Raw genomic sequence first — 25,210 nt, 5'->3', positions numbered from 1 at the left:
GTCATATTTATAACTTTTTTTTAAACTGCCTGAAAATTAATTTTTCGGGCAGTTTTTTTTAGTTTTAGAAACTATCTAGAGTAATTAAATTAATCTCAATAGCACAAAAAAAACGTATTATGAATAGGTTTACTTGTTGTAATGTTTAGCTTTTAAATAAGTTGCTAATAATTAAAGGAAGGCGTAGGTTTTATTTTGATAAACCTGTGCTAAAATTGAAAAATAATCTGTATGCCTACGTCATTTAATATACGATTATCTTTTTTAGATAAGTTGTATTAGAATCTGTAATTCTTAAAAAATACATACCCGATTGAAGTCTTATATCATTAAATTTTTGGTTTAAAAATGTTGTTTCCGGTATAACTTTAGAATAAATAAGTTGACCGCCTGTGCTAAATATATCTACGATTAAACTTTTAATTGGATGAATTGCTTTAGCTTTTAAATGGAAGCTCCCGTTATTTGGATTTGGAAATACAGTAAAGTCTTTAAAGTCTTTGTCGTTAAAGACTATTGCTTTTTCTTCTTGAGTACATAGTTCTATAAACCATGAATTTAAAACCCCATAGTTTTCAATACCAATATCAGTGATTTTTATTGTCCATGTTCCTTGAGCCTCTTCATTATTGAAAATTTTCAGTTCATCATTAAGTGATTTTTGGTGTTTATTTGAGTCACTTTCCAAGCAATTAAAATTAATTGCTTCATCATTAAATGTTGTAATTAAGTCTTTTTCATCGGAACAGCTTCTTCGTGTTTTTAGTGTGATTTCTAAGCCTTTTGGGTTTGTAACGGTTATATTTAAGTCTCCAATTTTTGGGTGCGTTATATTAACACCAATATTTATATCCGATATTATTACAGAATCAGGTATGGTTATAGAATGAGTTTTGGTATAAGGTAAATTTTGCGCGTCGTCAAATAGTTCTAGATTTAAATTTTCTTGAGATTTGAAGATTGTACAGTTTTTAAAGTGCCCTACATTAATTCCAATATTTTTTTTATTTATGGCAAAGAAATTATGATTTGAAGCTTCTAGCATAAACCTACATTTTGGCGAACTTACATTAGGGATTTTAAAGGTGTATGACCCATTATTTGATATGTTTTTGGCTATTACCTCGTCATAAGATATTCCTCCGTTAGTTGAAAGTAATAGGTTTAGGGTTTCTGCGCCATTTATTTTATTGGTGTTGTTAACGTGCCATTTTATGGTTTGTTCGCTGTTTTTTTCTAGTATTAAATTTTCATTAGCAAAATTAATAATCTCGAATGGGCCATAAGTAGCGTCAAAAGTTACTTTAATGTCTTTAAAGGTCGTTCCTTGGTTTAAAACATTATTATCTCTAACGGTTATTCTAAAATCTATAGTTCTAGAAACTAAGGGTATTTTTTCCCACTGTGTCTTGTTTAATCCAAATCTAAGATCCTTTAAGTTAGGAAAGTACCTTGTAGGATTTTTATTTGGAGGAAAGCTTCTAAACAAAACAGCGTTGGATTGTCCTAAATTTGGATTAGGATAAACTGTTTGAGCTTCATCCTGATTAATTTGTTCCCAACAGTACGAGTAATTATTAATATTATCGGCAAGAGCTTCTAATTTAAAAGGTGTTCCTATGGGTAAAATTAAATTTTTTGGAGTGTTTACAGTAAAATTAGTGTCGTTTATTGTGCTGGCAGTTCCACAGGTGGAAGTGTTAATCGTGTTTTTTATTTGCTCAATAGATATGCCATGGAAATAGGCATCGTTAGCTAGTTTTATATTAGCCGATTTAGCTAAACCCGAATAGCCCATAATTGTAGAGCCGCTTCCAGGTTCTACTTGCACACCCGTACGTTCATTTCCTCCCGACGTCCAAGTGTGATTAGCTCCTAATTGATGTCCTATTTCATGAGCTAGTATACTAAAATCAAAATAAAAACCTTCTGGAGTGTTACTAGAAGAATAAGCCCTTCCTTTTTGGTTGTTAATACAAATACAGCCTATACAGTTTGCTCGACCTTCTACACCTATTGCAGATAAAAGGTGTCCTAAGTCGTAATTAGAACTACCTATTGTTGCATCTAGATTTTGCTGTAACTGGTCGCCGTAATCGGCCGAAAAATTAGAATATGGATCGTTTTCTTTATCTAAGTATATTACCGAATCATTTAATTCAGATAAAACAAAGGATAAGTTTAAGTCTCTTTCAAAAACAGCATTTATATTTGTTAAACTGGCTACTATTGCCGCATTTACTTCTTCTATAGAGTTACCGTGATAAGCAGCGTACTCTCCTGTAGTAGAGATGGCTATGGTGTATGTTTTTTTATTTGAAGTGTTGGTTTTTGCGATAGCGTTTTCTTTTGAATAATTGTTTATTGCACTCGTTTTACAAGAAAAAGGTGAAAATATATTATTTGTTTTGGGGTTTAAAATATAAAGTTTGTTTTTTAGTTCAGAATCTGTTTGGTAAAATGCAGATAAATTATTTCCTAATAAGATACCAGAAAGGCCTTTGTAAGGCGAGAGACTAAACCTTAAGTAATTAGAAGGATTATCAATGCTATAACCAACGTAAGATTTTATTTGAGGATATTTTTTTTGCATAGAATTAGGCATAATAGATAACTCTGTTATTTTAAATCTTTCTAGTTTGCCTACTGCATTTGGAAAGTGAATAATCCTAGGTTGTGTATTAATATTTTGGCTGTTTAGTGCTGCATTTAACTCATAGTAGCTATAGCTATAAGTAGCAATTTTACTGTTTTTCTCTTTAGTTTCTAATTTGAAATACAGGTTGTTTTGGCCTGTTACTTTAAAAAAGCATAAGGCTATAAAAATAGAAATTACGAAATGAAAATTGAGTTTCATTTATAATGGATTAAGAGTTTAAATTTAGTAAAAAAAAGAGACTTTAAGTTGTTTATAGAATAGCCCTTTTTGTTTTAAGTACTGTTACTATCAGCTAGTGTAATAGAGGGGTAATTGTAGTTTTTTTTATTTTTAATTTCTGTTAGGTTTTATAATTGTGAAATTTTTTGGATAAGGTTTATGCGTTGACATAAATTTTGAATGCGATTATGCTTAATAACTAGACTATGGACAATAGTTAGTAAGCTAAGTTTCCTCAATTTTTAAAGTTACAGCCACTTTTTACGTTTAAAATAAATAAGCATGCCTATAAACATAAGTATCATGACACCCCAAAGAATAAAATAGGAATATTTATATTTTAGTTCTGGGATATATTCGAAATTCATGCCATAGATACCTGCAATAAAGGTTAGCGGTATAAATATAGACGCCATAATGGTAAGTACTTTCATGACTTCGTTCATTTTATTGCTAATGGTTGTCATGTACATATCCATTAAACTCCAAATCATTTCGCGGTATATGTCTATGTTTTCTGAAACCTGAATAAGATGGTCATAAACATCTCTAAAATAGGTTATTGTTTTTTGATTGATAAGTGGGCTATCGGTTTTTTCAATACGATTTATAATTTCGCGAAGGGGAAAAATGGCACGACGTACTCTAAGGATTTCCCGTTTAAGGTTTTGAATATCTTGACTTACATCATCCTTTACATGACCTGAAAATATTTGTGTTTCAAAATCTTCTATTTTATTACCTAGAATTTCTATAACACTAAAATAATGATCGACTACGGCATCCATAAGTGCATACAACAAATAATCGGCAGGCATACTGCGCACACGTCCTTTGGCTTGGGTGATGCGTTCGCGAACTTCGTCGAAAACATCGCCTTCGGCTTCCTGAAAAGTTAATACATAGTCTTTACCCAGTATAAAACTAACTTGCTCTGATACAATTTTTTCGTCCTTATCGTAATACAGCATTTTTAATACTAGAAAAATATAATCGTCGTAGTCGTCTATTTTAGGGCGCTGTGAAATGTTTACAATATCTTCAAGCACCAAAGGGTGTAGTTCGTAATGCTCGCCAATTTGCTCTATGGCATTTACGTGGTTTAAGCCATTAATATTTATCCAAGTAATGGTGCCTTCTTCGTAAGAAAAGCATTCTTCAACGTTTTGAAGCTCTTTTACTTCGCATTTGGTTTTATTATAATCGAAAGCCTCAATAAATAATTTTTGATCTGATTTTTCGCCTGTATAAATAACACTTCCTGGAATTTGCCCAACTTTTTTCTTGGACACTTGACTTCTTATTTTTTTAGCCACTTTTTTCATCATCCTATAAAGATATTAAATTTATACAGCACTAGAACCTTCGTTATCTACCGAAAAATCTTCAATAGCATCTTTCTCTATAAGGGTTACCGCTTTTTGTAGCATGAGGTTGTTTGGGTAGGTTACTAAGTCGCCATTTTCGAGTCTTAAGTGAAGTTGGAAGGCTCTAATGTCTTCAATAATAGCTCTAATAGGGAAATCCTTATCATGAATTTCTATTTTATCGCCTACTTTATACGGGAAATTAAAAAACATGATAATACCCGAAGTGATATTACTTAATATAGACCAAATAGCAAATAGGGCAATACCTATAATAGCAAATACAGACGAAAATACAACCGCTAAATCTTCAAACTTTGCACCAAAAACAAAGGCTTCAATTAACAATACAACAACTAATAACGTTACGGTAATATAACGGCGCATCAATTTTATTCTGGCATCGTTTATACCATTCTTTTTTGCCACTTTGGTAACAGTAAGGTGTGTAAGATAGCGGACCAATAATAGCGAAAGGAAAACAATGCCTGTTAATATAAGTTGGTTTTGATAAGTTTGCATAAACATAATTTATGTGTTGAAATTTTGGACAAAGATACGTTCGAAATAAAAATTTAAATCCTATTAATCATTCAAAATAATTAAAACATTTTAGGCTAAGCTATTCTAGTTTTAAAGTGGTTCTTAACGCTTCGTCGGTTATGCTTTTCTTGTTCCAGTAAGCCGATTTAATAGTGTTTAACTTTGTGGCTTTGGTAGTTAAGGTCTTAGCGTTTTCACCATAACCACTTTTTTGTGTTTCTTCCCAACTTAAAATATCAAAAGGAAAATCTGGATTAAAGGTTATGGCTAGGGTTCTATTTAATTCTGGGTAAGTAAGAGTATAGCTATTTGCTGTTAATGTCGCTTTGGCAACAAAAGGTTTTACCTTGGTATGGTATAATTTTAAATATTCGAACGACGGAATAATCTGTAAATCGCCAACGGGTAAAGATTTTGGACTAACACGTAGTTTTGTCCACAGTTCGTTTTCTAAAATGGCTTTATCGGTTTTAAATTTTTGGTCTGCTTCGCCATCAAAATAGGAGTGAGAGGTAATTTCAAAACCAGAACGGTTGTTAAGTTGCATATATACATGTCCGCACCATTCTTGCATAGAAATAGAAACTTTTGTAGCATGGGCATTATTTGCAACCGGGTAAAAGGTACTTTGCATTATAGAATACGGGTAAATTCCGGTAACAAAGTTTTTAGTGCTATTTAGTTTTAACACAGGAATATTATTCGGGTTGGTATTATCTGCTTTTACTTGCGTATCCGGAAGAAAATCTTCGGTAACAAAAACTAAAACGGCTGTGCCTTGGCGTAACTCGCCATAGCGTGCTTGTTCCAATTTATAGGATGAAATTTCGGCTTCGCCAGTATACCAATAATCTTTAAATTCTTGAGATAATTTAGCGGCCTCTTGTTTAGGCGAATGGGCAATAGCCTCGTTACTTGTTTGCGCCACTTGGTTGTTTTTAGCTGTGTTGTTTTTACAGCTTGATAAAACGAATAAGCATAATGTAACTAAAACTAAAGCTTTAACTTTTAAAATGGTTTTAAATGTTTTTAGGTTTTTCATAATAGTAAATTTACAATGCTAAGTTGTTTCTGCAATGGCATTTAACGTTTTGTAAACAAGATGCACAGGTAAGCCCATTACATTAAAATAGGAACCTTCAATTTTGGTAACACCAATTTGTCCTATCCATTCTTGTATGCCGTAAGCACCAGCTTTATCGAATGGTTGGTAGTTTTTTATGTAATAATTAATCTCATCATCACTTAATTCTTTAAAGGTCACTTTAGTAATGTTATACAGTGTTTTTGTGTAGGTTGTGGTTGTAAAACAAACCGATGTTATAACCTCGTGCGTAGCATTGCTTAAAGATTTTAGTATGCTATAAGCTTCTTGGCTATCACGAGGTTTTCCAAGGGCTGTATTGTTGTGCCAAACAATAGTATCGCTGGTTATTAAAATATCTTTTGGTTGTAAGTTGTCTTTAAAGGGTAAGGCTTTTAATTGCGCTAGGTAATCGCTTATTTCAAAATGCGTTAATCTCGGCGGAAATTCTTCTTTAACAGGTTTCAACTGGATTTCAAAATCGAGACCTAAATTTTTAAAAAAATCTTGTCGCCTAGGCGATCCAGAGGCTAAAATTAGTCTATGATGTTTTAATTTTTCGTTCAACATATTTTTATTGTTTATAGTCGCGGTTTGTATCAGTCTCAGTCACAGTCTCAGTTTTCAGTGCATCGTAATGATCTTTTTGCAACAAAGGTTGGTTGGTTTAAGCATACTTAGTAAATCCTAATTTTATGATTAATAGCCACTCACTAAGCCTAAATAACTAGCTTAAGGTAAACAAATAAAGTAATAAAGACAACACCCCTAAAAGCATAATAGCTTTATACATTTGGCTAATATGATGCATGTCTTTTTTAGTTTTAGCATTAAAGGTTTTAATAGATGTGTATAGTAACGGCCCCACAATACATAGTAAAAAATAGCCAACAGCAATAGGTTGTTTGTACAAATCGGAAACCACATAAAAAATAACAGCTATTAAAGGTAGAAAACTTAGTCCTGTTAAAACGTTTTTAGCTCGTGCTCTACCAATAGCAATAGGCAAGGTGTTTAGTCCGGCTTTGTAGTCGCCATCAATATCCTCAATGTCTTTGGCCATTTCTCGTAATAAATTTATTGAAAACGCAAAAATAGCGTAGTCTAAAATCACTTTAAAAAAAACGGTTTGAAGATTTTGGTTCGTGGCGGTCATTACTGGAATTAGTTCAAAAACACCTACAATAATAATACTCAACGCTACCAAAAAGGAAATAACCATATTGCCAAACAAAGGTGTGCCTTTTAAATACGTAGCATACACATAGAGCAATATGGAAATAAGTACGAATATGGTAAAAAACGGAGCACGACCTACAACATGCGATAAATAAAAGCCAATACCAACACCAATTACATTAAAAATTATAAATAGGGTATAGGCTGTTTTTTCAGCAATGTGGTTGGTAATAATTACGCGGTTTGGTTTGTTTACCAAATCGGTTTCCACATCGTAAATATCGTTAATAATATTTCCTGCAGCGGCAATACAAGTTGTTGCTATAATTAAAAGAGTAATGCCAAAACCATCTAAAGCGGTTTCAACACCAAATGGTTCCAAAAACGCATATTTAATGAGGAGTTGCACCAAGGCAATCATCAATAAGTTTTTCCAGCGGATAAGGGTTAAAACATTCAAAAATTAAAGGTTTGATGCGAGTTTATCAAAAAAGAATTTAACGAAAAAGAAAATAGGAATAGCAAGAATAATAAATAGTGCTATGGTTTTTTTAGTTCTAATTTTTTCTTGTTTTCTTATGCGTGCTTTTATGGCTTCTTTTTCGGCTTTAGTAAGTTTTTTATGAAGAAAATGAACGTTGTGATGTAAAAACGTTTCATTATCCAGCTTTTCCTTTAAGCTAGAAAACGCTTTTGTGGTATTTTGGTTAAAAACACTTTGGTTGTTGCCAAAACCAATGTATCCAAAACCAGTGCTATGTCTTCTTCGTTGTCTTGCCAAAATTGTAACTAATCATATTTAGCATTAAAATTACCATTCCATTTACTTTGTACTTTAAGCACTTGTTCAATAACATCTCTAACAGCTCCTTTACCACCTTTTTTATGAGAAATGTATTTAGAAATGCCTTTAATTTCTGGCACAGCGTCCTGCGGGCAACACGGTAAACCAATAAGTTCCATTACAGGATAATCCGGAATATCATCACCCATGTACAACACGTTTTCAGCCTTAATATTCTTTTTACTAAAATAGTCATTAAGCTGTTCAATTTTATTGTGGGCGCCTAAATAAATATCGGTAATACCTAAGCCACTCAACCTAATACGTACACCTTCGTTAGATCCTCCCGAGATAATACACACATTAAACCCTTGGTCTATAGCCGTTTTTAAGGCAAAACCATCTTTAATGTTCATGGTTCTTAGCAATTCGCCGGTAGAGGTTACGGTAACCGTACCGTCGGTAAGTACGCCATCAACATCAAATATAAATGTGCTAATGTGCTCTAAATATTCCTTATAACTTTTTTCTTCCATGAGTACGTTTTATAGAGTCGGTAAGCAATTCGTAAACCGCTTTATGGTGCTCGTTATCTAATTGTTTTAAATGCTTTTTTATAGTCTTTTTATCGTTGCGTTTAGCAGGACCCGTTTGCGCTTTAAACGGCGACATATCCTCAATTTTATTTGCCGTTTCCTTAATTAACGGTTTTAGCAAATCGAATTCGGCACCCTCGCTTTCGGTAATTTCATGCCCTATGCGGTACAGTTGGTTTGTAAAATTATTTACAAAAACAGCCGCCAAATGCAGTACACGTCTTTGGTCGCTATTTATTCGCTTTGTAGGGCTGCCCAAACTTACAGCTACCTTTTTAAGTAGAGGATAGCTTTTTTTATCAATCGTTTCAATGCAAATTGGCACATTATCAAAATCTAATTTAGCCGCCTTACTAAAACTCTGTAATGGGTATAAAACACCGCGTTTTAGTTTCATATCCAAATCGTAAACACTAACGCTCCCCGAAGTATGAACCACCAATTTATCCTTAAAAGGTAAACTGCTAGAAAGCTCAGAAATAGCATCGTCACTAACCGCAATAATGTATAAATCGGCGTCCTTTAAAGCCTCTAAATTATCGGTAACATCAACCAAATGGCTATACGGTTGTAAACTAGACGCATTCCGGTTATACCATTGCACAACAGAAACATCGTTGGTTTTTTCAAACCCCTTAAATAAATGTGTGGCTACATTGCCAGCACCTAAAATTACTACTGAAATCATGTTGCAAAAGTACTAATGAATTCTCAAAAACAGACAACCAAATTATTTATTTTTGGGCGCATCCCAAAAGGGTCGGGCTATCCAATACAAGTCCTCGCACCTCCTGCGTCGGGCTGTGGGCTTTCCTTTACTATCCCTTGCGCGCTTGTTTGCCAGAGTATTTTATAGTTTCAAAGGCTTTTTCATTTTAATAAATCTATCTAACATTTTAAAGCTTTATCAACTCTACCTAAAAAAATAGCTTAATTTTACAATACTATGAAAACCGATATACAAACCCGAGAAGACGTCGCTTTATTAGTCACTTCGTTTTATAAAAAAGTGAGAGCGCATAATGTTTTAGGCCCCTTTTTTAACGACGTTATAAAGGATTGGGACGCCCATTTAGAAAGACTAACTACCTTTTGGGAAACCAGCCTGTTCATGACACGTAAGCTCGAGCATAAATACAAAGGCGATCCATTACAAGCTCATGTAAAAGTAGATAAAGACAATAACAATAGTATTACCGAATTACACTTTGGGCTATGGTTAAACCTATGGTTCGAAACCCTGGAAGAACTCTTTGAAGGCGATGTAACCGAAAACGCCAAACGTCGTGCGCGTAAAATGGGATCTTTTTTATATTTAAAAATTTTCGAAGCAAGATCTAAATAGGCTATGGCTATTAGTCCGTCTCGGTATTAAGTAAGCTAATTTTACAGCTTTTACACGTCAAAAAAAAAATAAGATTAAGTTGTAAGAGCGTGTTAATGCTTTTTCAATAGCTTTAATCTAGAGTGTCTCTGTAAAATTTTAGTGGTTTTTAGCCCAATATCTAACTTCTTCTGTTATTGTTAATTCCTCAAACTTTTAGAAGAATTTAACACTTCCAAATAAACATTAATCCTTAAATTTGCACAACCTTAAAAAAGGGCTCTGATTATGCAAAAAAAGCTAGCCAATATTTTATTCTCAACTAAACTAACTGCTGTATTATTTATTGTTTTTGCTGCTGCTATGGCAACCGGAACAATTTTAGATGCAGGACAAGAAACATCTCCAACACCATACACCAGAAACTTAATTTATAATGCCTGGTGGTTCGAGGCTATTATGGTATTTTTTGTTATCAATTTTATAGGTAATGTATTTAGATACAAGCTTTATAAAAAAGAAAAATGGGCAACGTTTATTTTACATGGGTCTTTTATTTTTATTCTAATAGGAGCGTTTATTACTCGCTATGCCAGTTTTGAGGGGATGATGGCTATAAGAGAAGGCGCCACCGAAAACACCTTCCTTTCGCAAAAAACATACATTACCACATACATAGATGGCGATTATAAAATTGACGGTGTGCCACAACGTTTGCCTATTGAGAGCGAGGTCGATTTTTCCGGACGCTTAGAAAACGATTTTAGAATAGATACACAATACGGAGAGCAACCTGTAACTATCGAGTTAGAAAAGTTTATTGTAAGCGCCGAAGAGGATGTAATTCCAGACGAAAATGGAGAGGAATACTTAAAAATTGTTGAAGCAGGCGGTAACGGTGCACATAATCACTTTTTAAAAGTAGGCGAGCAAGCTAGTATTCATAATGTTATTTTTACTTTAAACAACCCTGCTAAAGGCGCTATTAATATAAACTATAGCGATAGTGGTTTAACCATAGAATCGCCGTTTGAAGGTTCTTACATGACCATGGCTACAAGAGCAGAAGGCCTTTTGGTAAAAGATAGTTTACAGCCGTTAGTTTTAAGATCGCTTTATAAAATTGGCGATATGCAAATGGTGTTTCCAAAACCTGTTGTTAAAGGCGTTTTTGATGTGGTTCAAAAAGCACAATTTCTTAAAAACGACGAAGATGGTTTGGTTTTAAAAGTGACTACTAATGGCGAAACAAAACGAGTTGGCTTATTAGGAGGAAAAGGCACTAACAGTAGCTTTAAACAAATACAAGTTGGTGGTTTAGATTTTGCTTTTAAATATGGCTCTAAAGTTTTAGACCTACCTTTCTCTATAAAATTAAATGATTTTGAAGCAGAACGTTATCCGGGTACAGAGCGTGGTTATTCGGCATATTCAAGCGAAGTAACAGTTATAGATGATAGAAGTGAAAATTATGATTATAAAATATTTATGAATAATATTTTAGATCATGATGGGTATAGATTTTTTCAATCCGGTTTCGATCCAGACGAAAAAGGAACCATCCTTTCTGTAAATCATGATTATTGGGGATCTTTAATTACCTATTTAGGATATTATTTACTGTATTTTGGTTTAATGGCTATTTTGTTTTCTAAACATTCTCGTTTTGGAGAAATTAAGCGTCAGTTAGAAAAAGTTAAGGCTAAAAAGGAAAAATTGTTAACCATTTTGGTGTTGTGCTTTAGCTTAAATGTAGTGGCTCAAGATCATGAGCACCATGAGGGCGATGGACATAACCATTCTACAAAACCTACCAAAACGCAAATAGATTCTATTATCAAAGCTAATGTAGCTCCTAAAGCACATGCCGATAGGTTTGGCCATTTAGTTATTCAGGATTTAAGCGGTCGTATGATGCCTGTTAATACCTATGCTTCAGAACTGCTACGAAAGTTAAGTAAAAGCGATACGTACGAGGATTTTGATGCCAACCAAGTATTTTTATCTATACAAGAAAGCCCAATGCTTTGGTATAATGTGCCTATTATTTATTTAAAACCTAAAAAAAGTGATTCTATAAGAAAGCTTATAGGGGTTAATAAAGATGTAAAATATGTTCCTTTAGCAGATTTCTTTTCAGATAGAGGAGAATATAAATTAGCCCCGTTTTTAGATGAAGCCTATAAAGCACAAGTGCCCAACGGTTTTCAAAAGGAATTTAAAGAAACAGACCAACGTGTTAATTTATTGTACAACACCATAGAAGGGATGTCTTTAAAGATTTTTCCTATTCCTGATGATGATAACAATAAATGGATTTCGAATTTCGATTACAAAAAGGATAGGTCTGTAATTAAAGATTCCTTGTACTCTAACTTTGTAAACAATGGGTTTAGAGCCTATTTATACACCTTAAACCAGGCAAAACGTACTGGCGATTTTACCGAAGCTAATAAATTACTAGAAGCCTTTAGTAAAACACAACACCGTTATGGTGGCGATGTTATGCTTAGTGACGAAAAAGTAAACACCGAGGTGCTTTACAATAAGTACGACATTTTTAAGAAGCTTTTTAGTTGGTATATGTATGCGGGTAGTTTGTTGTTTGTGTTGTTGATTGTACAAATATTTAACGATAAAAGGAAGTTTGTAAATGTTGCAGTTTCCGTTTTAAAATTTTTAATAATAGGCTTGTTTATATTGCACACGGCAGGTTTAATTACACGTTGGTATATTTCTGGACACGCCCCTTGGAGTGATGCTTACGAGTCTATGATTTATGTTGCGTGGTCTACTATGTTGTTTGGGTTAATTACCGGGATAAGTAAGGTTTATAAAAAAGATGCTAACCAAGAAGCTTCATCATTTGCATCAAAGGTCGCTGGGATTTTTAAAATGAAATCTTCTAATCTTACCATTGCAGCATCAGCTTTTGTTACTGCTATGATATTAATGATAGCACATTGGAATTGGATGGATCCTGCTATTGCAAACCTACAGCCTGTGTTAAATAGCTATTGGTTAATGATTCATGTTGCTGTAATTGTGGCAAGTTATGGTCCGTTTACTTTAGGTATGATTTTAGGAGCTGTATCTTTAATTCTTATGATTTTCACCAATAAGGCTAATAAAGCCAAAATGGATTTAAATATTAAGGAGTTAACCATTATTAACGAAATGGCCTTAACGGTTGGTTTAGTAATGCTTACCATTGGAAACTTTTTAGGTGGTATGTGGGCTAACGAAAGTTGGGGGCGTTATTGGGGCTGGGACCCGAAAGAAACTTGGGCGCTTATTAGTATTATGATTTATGCTTTTGTAATACACATGCGTTTGGTTCCTGGACTTCGTGGGCGTTGGCTTTTTAACCTACTTTCTATAGTGGCTTTTGCTAGTATTTTAATGACCTACTTTGGTGTGAATTTCTACTTAGCAGGATTACATAGTTATGCTAGTGGCGATCAAATTGTAAGTGTTAAGTTTATTAGTATTGCTTGTGGTATAGTGGCTGTGTTAGGATTTTTTGCCTACCGTGGCTATGCTAAGTATTATAAGAAATAATACGCTTATTGTTAATCCTGCGAGGTTTGCAGAACCTTGTAGGTGTTTAATGTTTTGAGAAATTAAGCGTGTCGGAATTGAAAATATAAATCATTGACGCTATTAAGATTTATATAGTTTTTTGGTACAAATACATGCTTAAGTCTAAGCTGTGTTACGATTTTTATGGATATACAATCCAATCCCTTAACTTAAAATTTTGAATTTAATAATCCGCAAATAATAACTTAAATACGAAGTGCTAATATTTGTTATTTAAGCAAATGGCATTTTAGTGTTTTATAATGTTTAGTATATCGGTGTTGTTTTAATTAATAATAGCATTTGGTTGTGCCCTTATTATTTATACTAAATTCAGTTTTTTACCATTAAACTCCATGTGGACCTATCTACAAGATTTTCCATAGTTAAAGAAAAATTGATTTTATCTCCTATGTTATAGTGTCTTTTTTCCGTTCTGAAAAACATTCTTTCCCAGCTAGTTTCATTTAAATCAGGAGCTGTAGATAGTATGTTTTCGGCATCGAAAATAGCATTGAAATAGATTATAAAGCCATTACTAAAGCCTTCTTTAGTAACTTCCTTGGTAATATTATAGGATGTTTTAATTTCTTTTTCGGTGTTAATTGTGTTTAAATCGAAAGTTATTATTGGTTCTGGGTTACATAGAAAGTATTTAAAAGCTGTAGTTGTTTGATAATTTAAATCATTTTTTTGCTTTTTAAAGATGCTAGATGCGTATTCTTGTTTTAAAAAACTAAAATCAATACCGTGTATTTTCTGTTCGTATATAAATGGAGGTGTGTTAATACCCGATATAAATGCGGGCTCAACAAAAAAGCTAAATTTACCAGGAAGAATAAGGCCATTTTTTTTTAAAACTCTTTTTTTAAGATCTAAAATGTTTGTTAGCATATTTTCTTCAAACAAGATTAGTCCCATTTGCTCCTGTACTATGACATCTGCCTTTTCTGCAAGATTAAATTGCCTGCTGTTTTTATAAACAAATTCAATATTTTCTATTTTATTGTGTTTTGCTATTCTCTCGGCAACCTCTATAAATTTTGATTGATCGATAGCGTAAATCTTTTTAGGTTTTTGTTTGGCTGCTAAAAATGATAATATACCTGTACCTGTTCCTAGGTCTATTACTGTATCTCCTTCTTTTATATATTTATCTATAGCAATCTTATAACTATTTACTCTTCTTGAATCGGCTAGCATACGCTCGTGCGAATAGAAGTCGGTAAATTCATCTACATTAATTACATCATAGATTATATTTTTTAAAGCCTTATGGTTTTTAATGTATAATAGAGTCTTTCTTAATAGATTTGAAATAAGTTTCATTTATTTAAGGTAGTTGGTTAGTGTGTATTTTATAAATGATAGTTGTAAATTATTATGATACTTAATAAGTTTAATTACGGTATAAATATATAAAAAAAGTATCTAGTGTGTTGTTCTTCTTTATTTTAGCTTAGATTTTTTTTATAGTATTTAAAAATGGGCTTGTTATCTGCAGATGGATGATTGCCTATGGCAAATTGTATCCCGCGTTAGGGATTGTAGTGGCATCCTTTTTTTGCTGCCATAAATGGCAAAAAAAGATATAACGTAAAGCCCGACCGCTTGCCCTGAGCGCAGACGAAGGGTGTGGTAACGCCCTAATTTATTTTTCTATTAAAGTTAAAACGTATTCGTAGCTTATTCCGAAGGCTATAGCTAACCCGAAACTTAATAGTGTACCTATTAGGATGTACTCGGTGAGTTTGCGGTCTTTGGCTTTTGATAAATCGCCAAAACGGAATACGGATTTGGCGGCTATTAAAAAGCCTACTCCTTCCCAGTGGTTTGTTATGATAAACATGAATACAAATAGGCGTTCTAGAATGCCTATATAGGCTCCGGCATCGGCTAGAGAGGCTTCTTTATTGTATTCTGATAAATCCCATTTTGAAATTATGGTTTTCATGATAATGGACGATACTTTAGTGATGCACAGTAAACTAGTTATAAATAGCAGGATTTTTGGTGTAAATAGACTGTCGATTTGGATGGGGTAGGGTTCGTATATTTTTATTACGAGTGCTAGCACTATAAGGTGTGCTAATTGGTCTAGCCCAAACAGTAAGCGGTGGTTTGTTTCTGTTTTAAGGTGAAGTTTTATTATATCGATTAGATAATGCGAAATTGGTATAATGAGTAAGGCTAGCGAATATTTAAAGTTGAACTGAAGCACAACGAGTAACGCTAACAAATGTACTATGATATGCCAGTATAAATATTTGGATTTATGTTTGTGGGTTTCTTTGTGTTGTACCCATTTATAGGGCTGAAACAGGAAATCGCCAATGACGTGTGCAAGTATAAATTTTATGGCTAATGCTAACATAGACTTTGTATTTGGGTGGTGTAGTAGTGTAATAGTTTTGAAATTTCGTCGTAACCAGCGCGTTTTAAGCCTTGGCTAATGTTGCCTTGGGTTTTGTTTAAAATATGGGCTATTTGGTTTTGGTTAAGGTTGGGGTTTTCTAAGGTTGTTTTTATTAGTGTTGCTGAGGTGCTAGACCAGTTATTTATGGTTAATTGCGCCAACTCTAACATAATATTTACGGCAGCATCAAAGGGTTGGAAAGGCGATTTTATGGCTAGTGTTGTTTTTTTTAATCCCTCGAAACACTCGCCAGAGTTTACAAAGGCAGTTCCGTTAGATTCGGTAATGTTGGGAGAGTTATAGGTTTTGTCGCCTATGCCAATAGCAAGCCTAACATCTATATTTTCAAATTGTTTTATGGTAGCTTTAATGAGTATACAGGCGTGTAGGGCGTGTTCGGGTTTTATTTCTAGTTGAAAACTATCGCCTCTATAAACATCCCAATGTAATGGGGTTGTACCAAAACTACCTAAAATAGTTTTAAGTGCTTGCAACCATTTTTTAGGATCGCTTTTTTTAGAATTTATTATATCGCCTGTTATTATACTGGTCATAAAAATTGTAACATATTAGACTCAAATGTATTACTTATTATTTGAAATTACAAAATTATTATCTTTTAAGCTAATAATTATTAATATTAGTTAATTAGATAATATTTTAAATTATTAGCTTTTTAGATTATTTTTTATTAATAAAATAGAGCTATTAGAATAATGCATTTAGGCTATTTTTTATATTGAAAGGAGTAATATAGAAAAGCACAATCTAATATCTTTGTTGTAGAACCTAAAAAAAATTATATGAAATTATTTAAAGAATTTAAAGAGTTTGCCGTTAAAGGTAATATGATGGACATGGCCATAGGTATAATAATTGGAGCTTCCTTTAATAAAGTAATAGATGTTATGGTTAAAAAAGTATTTTTACCGCCACTATCTTTATTAACCGATGGTGTAAATATGGCTAACAAACGTTTTATCTTGCGAGAAGCTGTAACAGATGCTAGTGGTACCGTTGTAACCGAAGAAGTTGCTATTGGCTATGGTGCATTAAGTGAGGCGTTTTTAGATTTTTTAATTATAGGATTTACTGTTTTTATAGTGGTTAAGTTTATGAATAGGCTTAAAAACAAATCGCATGATGCCAAAGATAAAACTGTAGTGACACCAAAGGATATTGAGCTATTATCTAACCTTAACGAGCTCATGCAAGAACAAAATGCTTTATTAAAGCAAAATAATAGTGCCAATTAATAACCTTTAATGTTTTAAAACTCTAAAAATACCGATGTAATATCATGGCAAAAACAGGAAGAGAAAAGAATACAAAAAATAAAGCGAAGCATTCTAAATTGATGGCTCAGAAAAAAAATAAAAAGAAAACTGAACAGCAATTAAGGAAAGAAAAGCTTAAAAACATTATTAAAAAGATGAAAGAAAAATCGGATAATACAGAATAAAAACTATTTTTGAAGCCTAGAAATAACTAATCATTCAAAATTATGAACAAACTTATTACTGCGTTTTTGTGTTTTTTTGTTATTCAAATTAATGCTCAAGAAGAAACAGACACAACAACCTTTGATGCCGAAAGTTACCAGAAAACTTTAGATAGTATTAATAATAGCTTTACCTACCAATATGGCGAGGTTGTACTAAATAATGGTTTAGCCATACTTAATGTTCCAAAAGGATTTAAATTTTTAGATAGCCAACAAAGTAAGCGTGTATTAACCGATTTATGGGGAAACCCACCTAGCGAGCCTCTTGGATTGTTGTTTCCGGAAGATATGACACCCATGCATGATGAATTTACTTATGCCGTAGAGATTGAATATGCCGATGAAGGTTATATTGAAGATGAAGATGCCGAAGATTTAGATTATGACGATTTGCTGGAAGAAATGCAGGAAGACATTAAGGCAGCTAATCCGCAACGTACAGCACAAGGCTACCCAACAATGGAATTAGTAGGTTGGGCATCGCCACCTTATTACGACCAAGACAATAAAAAATTGCATTGGGCAAAAGAACTAAAGTTTGAAGATTATGATGTTAATACTCTTAATTATAACATTCGTGTTCTAGGTAGAAACGGCTATTTAAACTTAAACGCTATTGGAGAAATAGATATGTTAGATACTTTTAACGCCGATAGAGATAATATTTTACATAGTGTAGAATTTACACCAGGCAATAGATACAGCGATTTTAATCCAGATATAGATAAAGTTGCTGCTTACGGTATTGGCGGTTTAATAGCAGGAAAAATTTTAGCCAAAGCAGGTTTTTTTGCCGTTATTTTAAAATTCTGGAAATTTATAGCTATTGGAGCTGTAGCCTTATTTAGTGGTTTTAGAAAGAAATTATTTGGTGCAGGAAAAGAAGATGCCTAAAATCAATTTAATAATACGTAAAAAAAGAAGCACTATAAGTGCTTCTTTTTTTTAGTTAAATATACTTGATATTTTATTGTAACTTATATCTTTAAAATCCTTAATTACCATGTCTGCTTTAGAGTAGTCTTGGTTTTTAGAGTGGAAACTGTCGTAACCAATACAGTATATTCCCGCTGCTTTTGCTGCTGTAATACCATTTGTAGAATCTTCAATAACAATACACTCTTCTTTATTAAAACCAGAAGCCGCAGCGGCTTTTATAAAAATTTCCGGATGTGGTTTAGATTGTTTTAAATCGCCACCACTTAATTTATCTATAAAATACTGGTTTAAATCAAAACGATCAAAAATTTGATTAATACTAGTCATAGCTGCAGACGATGCTAAAACTAAAGTCAATCCGTTTTTATGGTAATCTTTAATCAAATCTAAAACCCCATCAATAAGACCTAAATCGGAATTACTATAAAAAAAGTGTTTATAATACTTGCGTTTTAAAGCTACTAAAGTTTCTGGATCTTCCTTTAAGTTGAAGTGGTCGCATAATCGTTTGCAAATATTTATGGTAGATTGCCCTGTAAAAGATTCATAAAGTTCTGTTGAAACTTCAATGCCAACCTCGTTAAACATATCATGATAGGCTTTATTATGCATGGGTTCGCTATCTATAATAACGCCGTCCATATCAAAAATAACAGCTTTTAACATATAATAATTTTTTGCGAAGATATTAGATTGTTATTTAAAAGCCTAATCATCAATCAAAAAGGTAAAATTCATTTAAATATTTATAAATATGGTGTTTTGACGTAAAAAAAGTGTATTATGTCGAAAAAAAGTACTAAATTGCCTTTTCTAAATGACAGAAAACATTTATAATATTAATATCATTTTTAGAAATTAAATGAGTGACAAAAGAAAAATAAAGATCCTATTTATTGATGATGATAAAGCTACAAATTTTTTAAATAAACATTTAGCTAAGGGATATGGAGATATAGAGTCAATTTATCTAAAACATAGTGGTTTTGAGGCTATGGAATTTTTAGAAAATTGTTGTAATAATTGTGAAAATATTCCAAATTTAATTTTTTTAGATATTAACATGCCAGCTATGAACGGTTGGGAATTTTTAGAAGAATTTTATAATTTAGATGAAAAAGTAGTAAATCAAATTAAGGTGATTATTTTATCTTCATCTGATGATCCGGGAGATATTAAAAGATTTGAGAGTAATGATAGGTTGTTAGATTTTATACGAAAGCCTTTAAATGCACAAACTTTAGGTTCTGTAATACAAAAAATTTAGAATTTAAGAATATGGGCAAAATACTTCTTGTAGACGATGATAGAGCAACAAATTTCTATAACCAAATTATATTAAAACGACATAAAGTTAATTATGATATAGAGGTTTTAGAAAATGGCTTAAAGGCTATAGAATATATACAAAATAATAGTTTACCAGATTTTATTTTTTTAGATATTAATATGCCTATTATGGATGGCTTTCAGTTTTTGGAAGAATACGAAAATTGGCTTGAAGGAAAAGCTAATACAGTTAAAATTTATGTAATGATGAGTGTCGTTTTATCTGAAGATAAACTAACTAAATTATCGCAATATAACTACGTAAAAGTTTTAAATACCAAGGTGTTAACTCAAACAGATATTCATATAATTTTAAAAAACTAGAAATTAAAAAAGCTTTTATAAATAATTCTCCAATTAGTGATTTAATGAAAGTTATAATTAAAATTTTTATAAATTTAGTAGCTTTATTTTTAAATAGAACTTGTCGTTTTAGTTTGAAAATTTCAAAGTTCTATATTTGTCTTTCGTTTATTGTGTTTTGGGGTTTTTCGTCTTTTTGTCAATCTCATAAATCTAGTACAGAGGTGCCTATTGAGGATCAACGCTCCTTTATGATTTTAAATTTATCGGAGCAAGTTAGGTGGCCTAATTTAGACAAAATTGAAACTTTTAAAATTGGTGTTTTGGGTACCGAGGCTATTTTTAATAACCTTAATAAAGTCTCAGAAAAAAAGCGTCTTTTTGATAAGCTTATTGATGTAAAAAGAATTTTGGGTATTAACGAAATACAAAAATTCAATGTTATTTATGTTAATACAGCTTACGAATATTTACTTAAAGATATTCTCGAGGCTACAAGAGGCAATAAAATTTTAATAATTACAGAGGGCTACCCAACCAACTCTTCTATGATTAATATGGTACAAGTAGGAGATACTTATAGCTACGATATTAATAGAATGTACTTTAGAGAGGCTAGCCTTAAAATGGTTTCTACCCTAGCTAGTTACGCTGTAACATCAACAGAACTTAAAGAAAAACTTTATAAGAAGGCGGAGCAAAAGCTGTATGTAGTTAGTAGAGAAAACGATCAACAAAAAAAGATTATAAAAGAGCAGATAAAAACTATAGGAAGTCACATAGATAGTCTAAATAAGAAGGAAGAGGCTCTAGCCGAAAAAGATAATTCTATAAATTCATTATTTCTTGAAGGGGAATTAAAGAATAAAAAATTAGAAGAAATTTTATCTATAGAACGCGAAAATGAACGTAAAATAAACGAGCAGATTACACGATTAAATCAGCAAAAAAATAAAATAGACTCAATTAATGTGCGCATACAATACCAGCAAAAAATATTAAACGACCAAAGCGCAGACATTCAAAAAAAGGCAGCTATTTTAAAGGAAAAGAATATTATAATTGATACACAAAGAAAACAAAATATTGTACTTTCTATTTTGTCTACTTTATTACTTATATTAAGTATGTCCTTGTTGGTAGCATATATAAAAAATAAGAAGTTAAATATTCGTTTAAACGCTCAACATATTGAAATAAATGAGCAGTCTAGACAATTATCCTTAAAGAATAAAGAGCTAGAGCAATTTGCCTACATTACAAGTCATGATTTACAAGAACCTTTAAATACGATATCTAGTTTTATTGATATTATTAAAGAAGAATACGAAAGTAAATTTGATGAAGACGGTGTACAAATGCTGGGTTTTATTAAAGAAGGTAGCGTAAGAATGAAAAAATTAATAGACGAACTTTTACAATATTCAAGATTAGGACGTTCTAAAGAGTACCAAGATATTAATTGTATGCCGCTTTTAGATATATTAACTCATGATCTTCAAAGCACAATTAAAAATTCGGGTGCCCAAATTAAATATAATAATTTGCCTATAGTAAATGGCAACGAAGTAGAATTACGTTTGTTATTTCAAAATTTAATTACTAACGGCATAAAGTTTAGAAAACCAAATACTAAACCGGTAATAGATATAGTATGTAAGGAGGTTCATGAAACGGATAGTGTGTTAATGAAAGATCAAAAATTTTGGGTCTTTTCAATTACCGATAATGGTATTGGAATTGCTAAAGAATATCAAGACCGTGTATTTGATATTTTTCAGCGTTTACACTCGCGTTTAGAGTATGAAGGTTCTGGTATTGGCTTAGCGCATTGTAAAAAAATTGTTGAGGCTCATTCGGGTAAAATTTGGTTTACCTCAGAAAAAGGAGTAGGTACAACATTTAATTTTTCTATTCCTAAAGACGTTTAAAATTAAGCCAAATTTATAAACTATTGAAAATATGCTGTATTATTAGTTATTCATAACTTTGTAATACACATAAACCCCTTCATAAACCCACACCTTAAAACTAAAGCTATCAAGAATTCAGACAAAATACATCCTAATAACAAGCATAAATCTGGATACAATTTAGATGTTTTATGTGAGGCGTTTCCAGAATTAACACCTTTTGTTTTTATAAATAAGTACGATACAAAAACTATAGATTTTGCAAACCCAAAGGCTGTAAAAGCGCTCAATACAGCATTACTTTTTAAGCATTATAATATAGCGTTTTGGGACTTTCCAGACACTAATTTATGCCCGCCAATTCCAGGACGAGTGGACTATGTTCATCATGTTTTTGATGTATTGAAGGCTTCAAAAATTAAAGGTGATATTCAGGTTTTAGATATTGGAACAGGAGCGAGTTGTATATATCCGCTTTTAGGATATGCAGTATACAATTGGAGTTTTGTAGCTACAGATGTCGATAAGATGGCCTTAAAATACGCTCAAAATATTATTGCTAAAAATAAACTTGACAATGCTGTAAAACTAAGATATCAAAGTGATGCATCACATATATTTCAGGGTGTTTTAAATGATTCGGATAGGTTTTCAATATCTATTTGTAACCCGCCGTTTTATAAATCGGAAGCCGAAGCATTAGAGGCTAATGCTAGAAAACTTAAAGGCTTAAAAATGGAAGCTTTAAAACCGGTAAGAAACTTTGCAGGAACACACAACGAGTTATGGTACAAAGGAGGCGAAAAAGCTTTTTTACATACGTATTTATATGAGAGTTCATTGTTTAAAGACCAGTGCGAATGGTTTACAACCTTAGTTTCTAAAAAAGATTTGGTAAAAGGCATGTACGCCTCGTTAAAAAAATTAGGCGCTACCAATATTAAAACCATAAATATGGGACAAGGCAATAAAATATCCCGCATAGTAGCGTGGACTTTTAATTAAGCTTGTGAAGTAAACTTAGCGCATACTATATTTTAATTCGATTTAGCTCATTGTCTTTTCTTTCTATGGTCTGTTTTAATATATAGTCCAGCTTGCAATCTATGTAAGTTTAAACCATTTATTTTTCTGTTTAGATAGCCCAATTGGACGTTGCAAGATTGTGATATGTTAATTCCTAATGCCGTATAAAGTCTATTTTCCGGAAGAATATCATCTTGTAGTGTTGCTAAAAACTCATTATGTACTCTAAAAAACAAACGCTTATTTAAGCTTAACTTAGTCCCTAATCTATAGCGTAAACGGTGAGATGTACTTTTAAAATCGTATTTATGAAAAAAGCGCTGTTCCACTCTAAATCGATGATCTACAGGTAGGTTTGATACTTTATGTTTATATGTTATTTGTTCAAATATTCTATTCTCGTACGTATGTGGTTTATCGGTGTAAAAGCCGCCATCAATATCTCCATATCCGTATGCTAAAGTAGTTGTGAGTTTTGGGGAGACATGATAATTTAAACCGCCATAAAGAAGAATGAAATTAAAATTTTCTGCTATTTCGAACATCCAAACTTGCGAGAGAGTACAAATGCTAAGCTTATCGGATATTCGATGTGTACCGGCATAAGTAAACCATGAGCCTGTTTTTTCTTCTTGGTTAGATTGTGAGTAACCATTGCAAACAGAAATACTTAGTAGTATTATAATTAGTAAATACTTCATAACATATGCTTTTATAACAACTAAAATTTGAAATAGTGTAAAAAATAAAAGGAGCTCAAATGTTTAGAGCTCCTTTTACTACTAAATAAGAACCTATTAAAAGTGTTCATTTAAATGATGGTGTTCATCAATTAGTGGTCCTCCTTCTATAATTTGATCTGATGCGTGTTGCGCAAATTTTTCGAAGTTTAAGTGGAATGAGTGTGCTAAATGAATAGCTTTTCCAACATAGGCTCCTTTTTGCAACCAAGTGTTCATTGGATCTAGAATCTCAGAAGGTACACCAGGACAGTATTTAGGCATAAATAAACCAAAAATAAAGTTTTGTTCGTAGTCTACATTGTCTAATTCGCCATTAAGGATAGCAGTAATCATTGCTCTGGTGTATTTTAGTTTTATACGAGATCCAACACCGTAAGGTCCTGCGCTCCATCCTGTGTTAATTAGCCAAACGTTTACTCCTGCTTCGGTCATTTTTTTACTCAGCATTTCGCCATAAACTGTTGGGTGTAGTGGCATAAAAGGTTCGCCAAAACAAGCAGAGAAGGATGGCACAGGCTCGGTAATTCCTGCTTCTGTTCCAGCTACCTTAGCGGTATATCCAGATATAAAGTGATAAGCAGCTTGTCCAGGCGTTAGTTTAGATACTGGAGGTAAAACACCAAAGGCATCACAGGTTAAAAAGAAAATATTCTTCGGGTTGTTAGCATATAGCGTTTCTTGAATATTATCAATATGATGAATAGGGTAGCTTACACGTGTGTTTTGAGTGATACTACTATCAAGATAGTCTGGTTCGCCATTATCTTTAAAAACCACATTTTCAAGAATAGCACCTGGTTTAACAGCTCTAAAAATATCTGGTTCTTTTTCTTCAGATAGGTCTATTACTTTAGCGTAGCAACCTCCTTCAAAATTAAATATATTGTTATCTTCAGTCCAACCATGTTCGTCATCTCCAATTAACTTACGTTCTGGGTCGGCCGATAAAGTTGTTTTTCCTGTTCCTGATAATCCGAAGAAAATAGCAGTGTCACCAAACTTACCTACGTTGGCAGAACAGTGCATTGGTAATACGTTACGCTCTGTTGGTAAAATTAAATTAAGTGCAGAGAAAATACCTTTTTTCATTTCTCCTGTATAAGCAGATCCTCCAATTAACGCTATTTTTTGAGTAAAGTTTAGTATTGAAAAATTACCTTGTCGAATTCCAAAAGCTTTTGGATCTGGACATTCATATCCTGGAGCACATAGAATTAGCCAATCTTCTTTAAAATTCTCTAGCTCTTTTTCGCTAGGCCTTAAAAACATATTATAAACAAACATGTTGGACCATGGTAATTCGGTTACAGTTCTAATATTTGTTCTGTATTCTGGGTCTGCACAAACGTAGCCATCTCTAGCATAAATTTCTTTTCCGGATAGGTATTTAGTAATTTCGGCTTTTAATTTATTAAAGTTTTCAGTAGAAACGGGTTTGTTGGTTTTTCCCCACCATACTTTATCCGCTGTATAATCATCCTTTACAATAAAACGGTCTTGTGGCGAGCGTCCTGTAAATTTTCCAGTATTTATGGCTAGGGTGCCGTTAGCTGTTTCTTTCCCCATACCTTTATCAACTGTGATTTTTTGTAATTCCTCTGGTGATAAATTCCAGTTAACCGTCACGTCTTTTAATCCATATTGCTCTAAGCTTGGATTTTTTGTTACTGTTGTTTCCATTTTTATTGATTTTAAAGGTT

24 protein-coding genes are annotated in these 25,210 nt (G+C 32.5%); 9 read left to right on the top strand and 15 right to left on the bottom strand.

The genetic code is table 11. The annotated features are described in order from the left end of the window. Nucleotides 1-244: 244 nt before the first annotated feature. The 9 genes from BMY96_RS11900 to BMY96_RS11860 form a co-directional block, all read right to left on the bottom strand. Complete coding sequence (locus BMY96_RS11900; RefSeq protein WP_092852440.1) at nucleotides 245-2,857, bottom strand: reprolysin-like metallopeptidase; 2,613 nt, start codon at nucleotides 2,855-2,857, stop codon at nucleotides 245-247. 269 nt (nucleotides 2,858-3,126) lie between these two features. Continuing rightward, nucleotides 3,127-4,206, bottom strand: coding sequence for a magnesium/cobalt transporter CorA (corA, locus tag BMY96_RS11895; protein WP_092852438.1), 1,080 nt, complete (start codon nucleotides 4,204-4,206; stop codon nucleotides 3,127-3,129). A gap of 18 nt (nucleotides 4,207-4,224) precedes the next feature. Beyond that, nucleotides 4,225-4,773, bottom strand: coding sequence for a mechanosensitive ion channel domain-containing protein (locus BMY96_RS11890; protein ID WP_092852436.1), 549 nt, complete (start codon nucleotides 4,771-4,773; stop codon nucleotides 4,225-4,227). 94 nt (nucleotides 4,774-4,867) lie between these two features. Further along, a complete protein-coding gene (locus BMY96_RS11885; RefSeq protein WP_092852434.1) occupies nucleotides 4,868-5,830 on the bottom strand; it encodes a septum formation inhibitor Maf in 963 nt (320 codons plus the stop codon). An 18-nt stretch (nucleotides 5,831-5,848) separates the two neighbouring features. Continuing rightward, nucleotides 5,849-6,442, bottom strand: a complete 594-nt coding sequence (locus tag BMY96_RS11880) for a Maf family nucleotide pyrophosphatase (RefSeq protein WP_092852432.1) — start codon at nucleotides 6,440-6,442, stop codon at nucleotides 5,849-5,851. Between the two features lie 157 nt (nucleotides 6,443-6,599). Next, nucleotides 6,600-7,511, bottom strand: a complete 912-nt coding sequence (locus BMY96_RS11875; RefSeq protein WP_092852430.1) for a geranylgeranylglycerol-phosphate geranylgeranyltransferase — start codon at nucleotides 7,509-7,511, stop codon at nucleotides 6,600-6,602. A 3-nt stretch (nucleotides 7,512-7,514) separates the two neighbouring features. After that, nucleotides 7,515-7,832, bottom strand: a complete 318-nt coding sequence (locus BMY96_RS11870; protein ID WP_092852428.1) for a hypothetical protein — start codon at nucleotides 7,830-7,832, stop codon at nucleotides 7,515-7,517. 8 nt (nucleotides 7,833-7,840) lie between these two features. Then, nucleotides 7,841-8,371, bottom strand: a complete 531-nt coding sequence (locus BMY96_RS11865) for a KdsC family phosphatase (RefSeq protein ID WP_092852426.1) — start codon at nucleotides 8,369-8,371, stop codon at nucleotides 7,841-7,843. Next, on the bottom strand, nucleotides 8,352-9,119 hold the full coding sequence (locus BMY96_RS11860; RefSeq protein WP_092852424.1) for a Rossmann-like and DUF2520 domain-containing protein: 768 nt from the start codon (nucleotides 9,117-9,119) through the stop codon (nucleotides 8,352-8,354). Before BMY96_RS11860 ends, BMY96_RS11865 begins: the two co-directional genes overlap by 20 nt. Nucleotides 9,120-9,377: 258 nt before the next feature. Here BMY96_RS11860 and BMY96_RS11855 point away from each other — a divergent pair, with 258 nt between their 5' ends. Together BMY96_RS11855 and BMY96_RS11850 are read left to right on the top strand one after the other, a co-directional pair. After that, the gene (locus tag BMY96_RS11855; protein WP_092852422.1) at nucleotides 9,378-9,776 is read left to right on the top strand and encodes a group III truncated hemoglobin; all 399 of its coding nucleotides are present in this window, start codon (nucleotides 9,378-9,380) and stop codon (nucleotides 9,774-9,776) included. 267 nt (nucleotides 9,777-10,043) lie between these two features. Further along, on the top strand, nucleotides 10,044-13,316 hold the full coding sequence (locus BMY96_RS11850; protein WP_092852420.1) for a cytochrome c biogenesis protein CcsA: 3,273 nt from the start codon (nucleotides 10,044-10,046) through the stop codon (nucleotides 13,314-13,316). A gap of 354 nt (nucleotides 13,317-13,670) precedes the next feature. Here the strand turns inward: BMY96_RS11850 and BMY96_RS11845 are convergent, their stop codons facing one another. From BMY96_RS11845 to BMY96_RS11835, 3 genes are all read right to left on the bottom strand, one after another. Next, nucleotides 13,671-14,666, bottom strand: coding sequence for a methyltransferase domain-containing protein (locus BMY96_RS11845; RefSeq protein ID WP_092852418.1), 996 nt, complete (start codon nucleotides 14,664-14,666; stop codon nucleotides 13,671-13,673). A 322-nt stretch (nucleotides 14,667-14,988) separates the two neighbouring features. Further along, nucleotides 14,989-15,711, bottom strand: a complete 723-nt coding sequence (locus BMY96_RS11840; RefSeq protein WP_092852416.1) for a DUF3307 domain-containing protein — start codon at nucleotides 15,709-15,711, stop codon at nucleotides 14,989-14,991. After that, a complete protein-coding gene (locus tag BMY96_RS11835; protein WP_092852414.1) occupies nucleotides 15,705-16,307 on the bottom strand; it encodes a transcriptional regulator in 603 nt (200 codons plus the stop codon). The genes BMY96_RS11840 and BMY96_RS11835 overlap by 7 nt, the downstream gene beginning before the upstream one ends. A gap of 249 nt (nucleotides 16,308-16,556) precedes the next feature. On the opposite strand from BMY96_RS11835, the gene mscL reads away from it, so the two are divergent. The 3 genes from mscL to BMY96_RS11825 are packed head-to-tail and all read left to right on the top strand — an operon-like array spanning nucleotide 16,557 to nucleotide 18,151. Further along, nucleotides 16,557-17,009, top strand: coding sequence for a large conductance mechanosensitive channel protein MscL (mscL, locus tag BMY96_RS11830; protein WP_092852412.1), 453 nt, complete (start codon nucleotides 16,557-16,559; stop codon nucleotides 17,007-17,009). Between the two features lie 44 nt (nucleotides 17,010-17,053). Continuing rightward, nucleotides 17,054-17,215: a hypothetical protein gene (locus tag BMY96_RS16015; RefSeq protein ID WP_175473563.1), complete on the top strand. Its 162-nt coding sequence runs from the start codon at nucleotides 17,054-17,056 to the stop codon at nucleotides 17,213-17,215. Between the two features lie 42 nt (nucleotides 17,216-17,257). Beyond that, complete coding sequence (locus BMY96_RS11825) at nucleotides 17,258-18,151, top strand: DUF2167 domain-containing protein (protein WP_092852410.1); 894 nt, start codon at nucleotides 17,258-17,260, stop codon at nucleotides 18,149-18,151. A gap of 51 nt (nucleotides 18,152-18,202) precedes the next feature. On the opposite strand, the gene BMY96_RS11820 is transcribed toward BMY96_RS11825, so the two are convergent. After that, entirely contained in the window at nucleotides 18,203-18,862 is a 660-nt protein-coding gene (locus BMY96_RS11820; RefSeq protein ID WP_092852408.1) for an HAD family hydrolase, read from the bottom strand. A 196-nt stretch (nucleotides 18,863-19,058) separates the two neighbouring features. Between BMY96_RS11820 and BMY96_RS11815 the strand changes: the two genes are divergently transcribed. Genes BMY96_RS11815 through rlmF form a run of 4 tightly spaced genes read left to right on the top strand, consistent with a single transcriptional unit; the run spans nucleotide 19,059 to nucleotide 22,746 of the window. After that, nucleotides 19,059-19,463 carry a response regulator gene (locus tag BMY96_RS11815; protein WP_092852406.1) on the top strand — a complete coding sequence of 135 codons (405 nt, stop codon included), beginning with the start codon at nucleotides 19,059-19,061 and terminating at the stop codon, nucleotides 19,461-19,463. Nucleotides 19,464-19,474: 11 nt separating this feature from the next. Next, complete coding sequence (locus BMY96_RS11810; protein WP_092852404.1) at nucleotides 19,475-19,849, top strand: response regulator; 375 nt, start codon at nucleotides 19,475-19,477, stop codon at nucleotides 19,847-19,849. Nucleotides 19,850-19,893: 44 nt separating this feature from the next. Continuing rightward, a complete protein-coding gene (locus BMY96_RS11805) occupies nucleotides 19,894-21,759 on the top strand; it encodes a YfiR/HmsC family protein (RefSeq protein WP_092852402.1) in 1,866 nt (621 codons plus the stop codon). 48 nt (nucleotides 21,760-21,807) lie between these two features. Beyond that, on the top strand, nucleotides 21,808-22,746 hold the full coding sequence (rlmF, locus tag BMY96_RS11800; protein ID WP_349267212.1) for a 23S rRNA (adenine(1618)-N(6))-methyltransferase RlmF: 939 nt from the start codon (nucleotides 21,808-21,810) through the stop codon (nucleotides 22,744-22,746). A 47-nt stretch (nucleotides 22,747-22,793) separates the two neighbouring features. Here rlmF and BMY96_RS11795 read toward each other — a convergent pair whose 3' ends face one another. Both BMY96_RS11795 and pckA read right to left on the bottom strand, forming a co-directional pair. Continuing rightward, nucleotides 22,794-23,468 carry a DUF2490 domain-containing protein gene (locus tag BMY96_RS11795; protein WP_092852398.1) on the bottom strand — a complete coding sequence of 225 codons (675 nt, stop codon included), beginning with the start codon at nucleotides 23,466-23,468 and terminating at the stop codon, nucleotides 22,794-22,796. Between the two features lie 96 nt (nucleotides 23,469-23,564). Continuing rightward, complete coding sequence (gene pckA / locus BMY96_RS11790; protein ID WP_092852396.1) at nucleotides 23,565-25,190, bottom strand: phosphoenolpyruvate carboxykinase (ATP); 1,626 nt, start codon at nucleotides 25,188-25,190, stop codon at nucleotides 23,565-23,567. Nucleotides 25,191-25,210: the final 20 nt, after the last annotated feature.

It is taken from the genome of Algibacter pectinivorans (genome assembly GCF_900112595.1).
Taxonomy (GTDB): domain Bacteria; phylum Bacteroidota; class Bacteroidia; order Flavobacteriales; family Flavobacteriaceae; genus Algibacter_B; species Algibacter_B pectinivorans.
The sequence above is the reverse complement of the archived record's forward strand: the minus strand, read 5'-3'. Positions and strand labels throughout refer to the sequence as shown.

What these genes read in the sequence shown, in the direction of transcription:
- BMY96_RS11825 (WP_092852410.1), top strand. Translation starts at nt 17,258, where the DNA reads ATGAACAAACTTATTACTGCGTTTTTGTGTTTTTTTGTTATTCAAATT.
- BMY96_RS11795 (WP_092852398.1), bottom strand. Translation starts at nt 23,468, where the DNA reads ATGAAGTATTTACTAATTATAATACTACTAAGTATTTCTGTTTGCAAT.
- BMY96_RS11820 (WP_092852408.1), bottom strand. Translation starts at nt 18,862, where the DNA reads ATGTTAAAAGCTGTTATTTTTGATATGGACGGCGTTATTATAGATAGC.
- BMY96_RS11815 (WP_092852406.1), top strand. Translation starts at nt 19,059, where the DNA reads ATGAGTGACAAAAGAAAAATAAAGATCCTATTTATTGATGATGATAAA.
- BMY96_RS11865 (WP_092852426.1), bottom strand. Translation starts at nt 8,371, where the DNA reads ATGGAAGAAAAAAGTTATAAGGAATATTTAGAGCACATTAGCACATTT.
- mscL (WP_092852412.1), top strand. Translation starts at nt 16,557, where the DNA reads ATGAAATTATTTAAAGAATTTAAAGAGTTTGCCGTTAAAGGTAATATG.
- BMY96_RS11855 (WP_092852422.1), top strand. Translation starts at nt 9,378, where the DNA reads ATGAAAACCGATATACAAACCCGAGAAGACGTCGCTTTATTAGTCACT.
- BMY96_RS11860 (WP_092852424.1), bottom strand. Translation starts at nt 9,119, where the DNA reads ATGATTTCAGTAGTAATTTTAGGTGCTGGCAATGTAGCCACACATTTA.
- pckA (WP_092852396.1), bottom strand. Translation starts at nt 25,190, where the DNA reads ATGGAAACAACAGTAACAAAAAATCCAAGCTTAGAGCAATATGGATTA.
- BMY96_RS11835 (WP_092852414.1), bottom strand. Translation starts at nt 16,307, where the DNA reads ATGACCAGTATAATAACAGGCGATATAATAAATTCTAAAAAAAGCGAT.
- BMY96_RS16015 (WP_175473563.1), top strand. Translation starts at nt 17,054, where the DNA reads ATGGCAAAAACAGGAAGAGAAAAGAATACAAAAAATAAAGCGAAGCAT.
- corA (WP_092852438.1), bottom strand. Translation starts at nt 4,206, where the DNA reads ATGATGAAAAAAGTGGCTAAAAAAATAAGAAGTCAAGTGTCCAAGAAA.
- BMY96_RS11840 (WP_092852416.1), bottom strand. Translation starts at nt 15,711, where the DNA reads ATGTTAGCATTAGCCATAAAATTTATACTTGCACACGTCATTGGCGAT.
- BMY96_RS11880 (WP_092852432.1), bottom strand. Translation starts at nt 6,442, where the DNA reads ATGTTGAACGAAAAATTAAAACATCATAGACTAATTTTAGCCTCTGGA.
- BMY96_RS11850 (WP_092852420.1), top strand. Translation starts at nt 10,044, where the DNA reads ATGCAAAAAAAGCTAGCCAATATTTTATTCTCAACTAAACTAACTGCT.
- BMY96_RS11890 (WP_092852436.1), bottom strand. Translation starts at nt 4,773, where the DNA reads ATGTTTATGCAAACTTATCAAAACCAACTTATATTAACAGGCATTGTT.
- BMY96_RS11900 (WP_092852440.1), bottom strand. Translation starts at nt 2,857, where the DNA reads ATGAAACTCAATTTTCATTTCGTAATTTCTATTTTTATAGCCTTATGC.
- BMY96_RS11845 (WP_092852418.1), bottom strand. Translation starts at nt 14,666, where the DNA reads ATGAAACTTATTTCAAATCTATTAAGAAAGACTCTATTATACATTAAA.
- BMY96_RS11885 (WP_092852434.1), bottom strand. Translation starts at nt 5,830, where the DNA reads ATGAAAAACCTAAAAACATTTAAAACCATTTTAAAAGTTAAAGCTTTA.
- BMY96_RS11810 (WP_092852404.1), top strand. Translation starts at nt 19,475, where the DNA reads ATGGGCAAAATACTTCTTGTAGACGATGATAGAGCAACAAATTTCTAT.
- BMY96_RS11805 (WP_092852402.1), top strand. Translation starts at nt 19,894, where the DNA reads ATGAAAGTTATAATTAAAATTTTTATAAATTTAGTAGCTTTATTTTTA.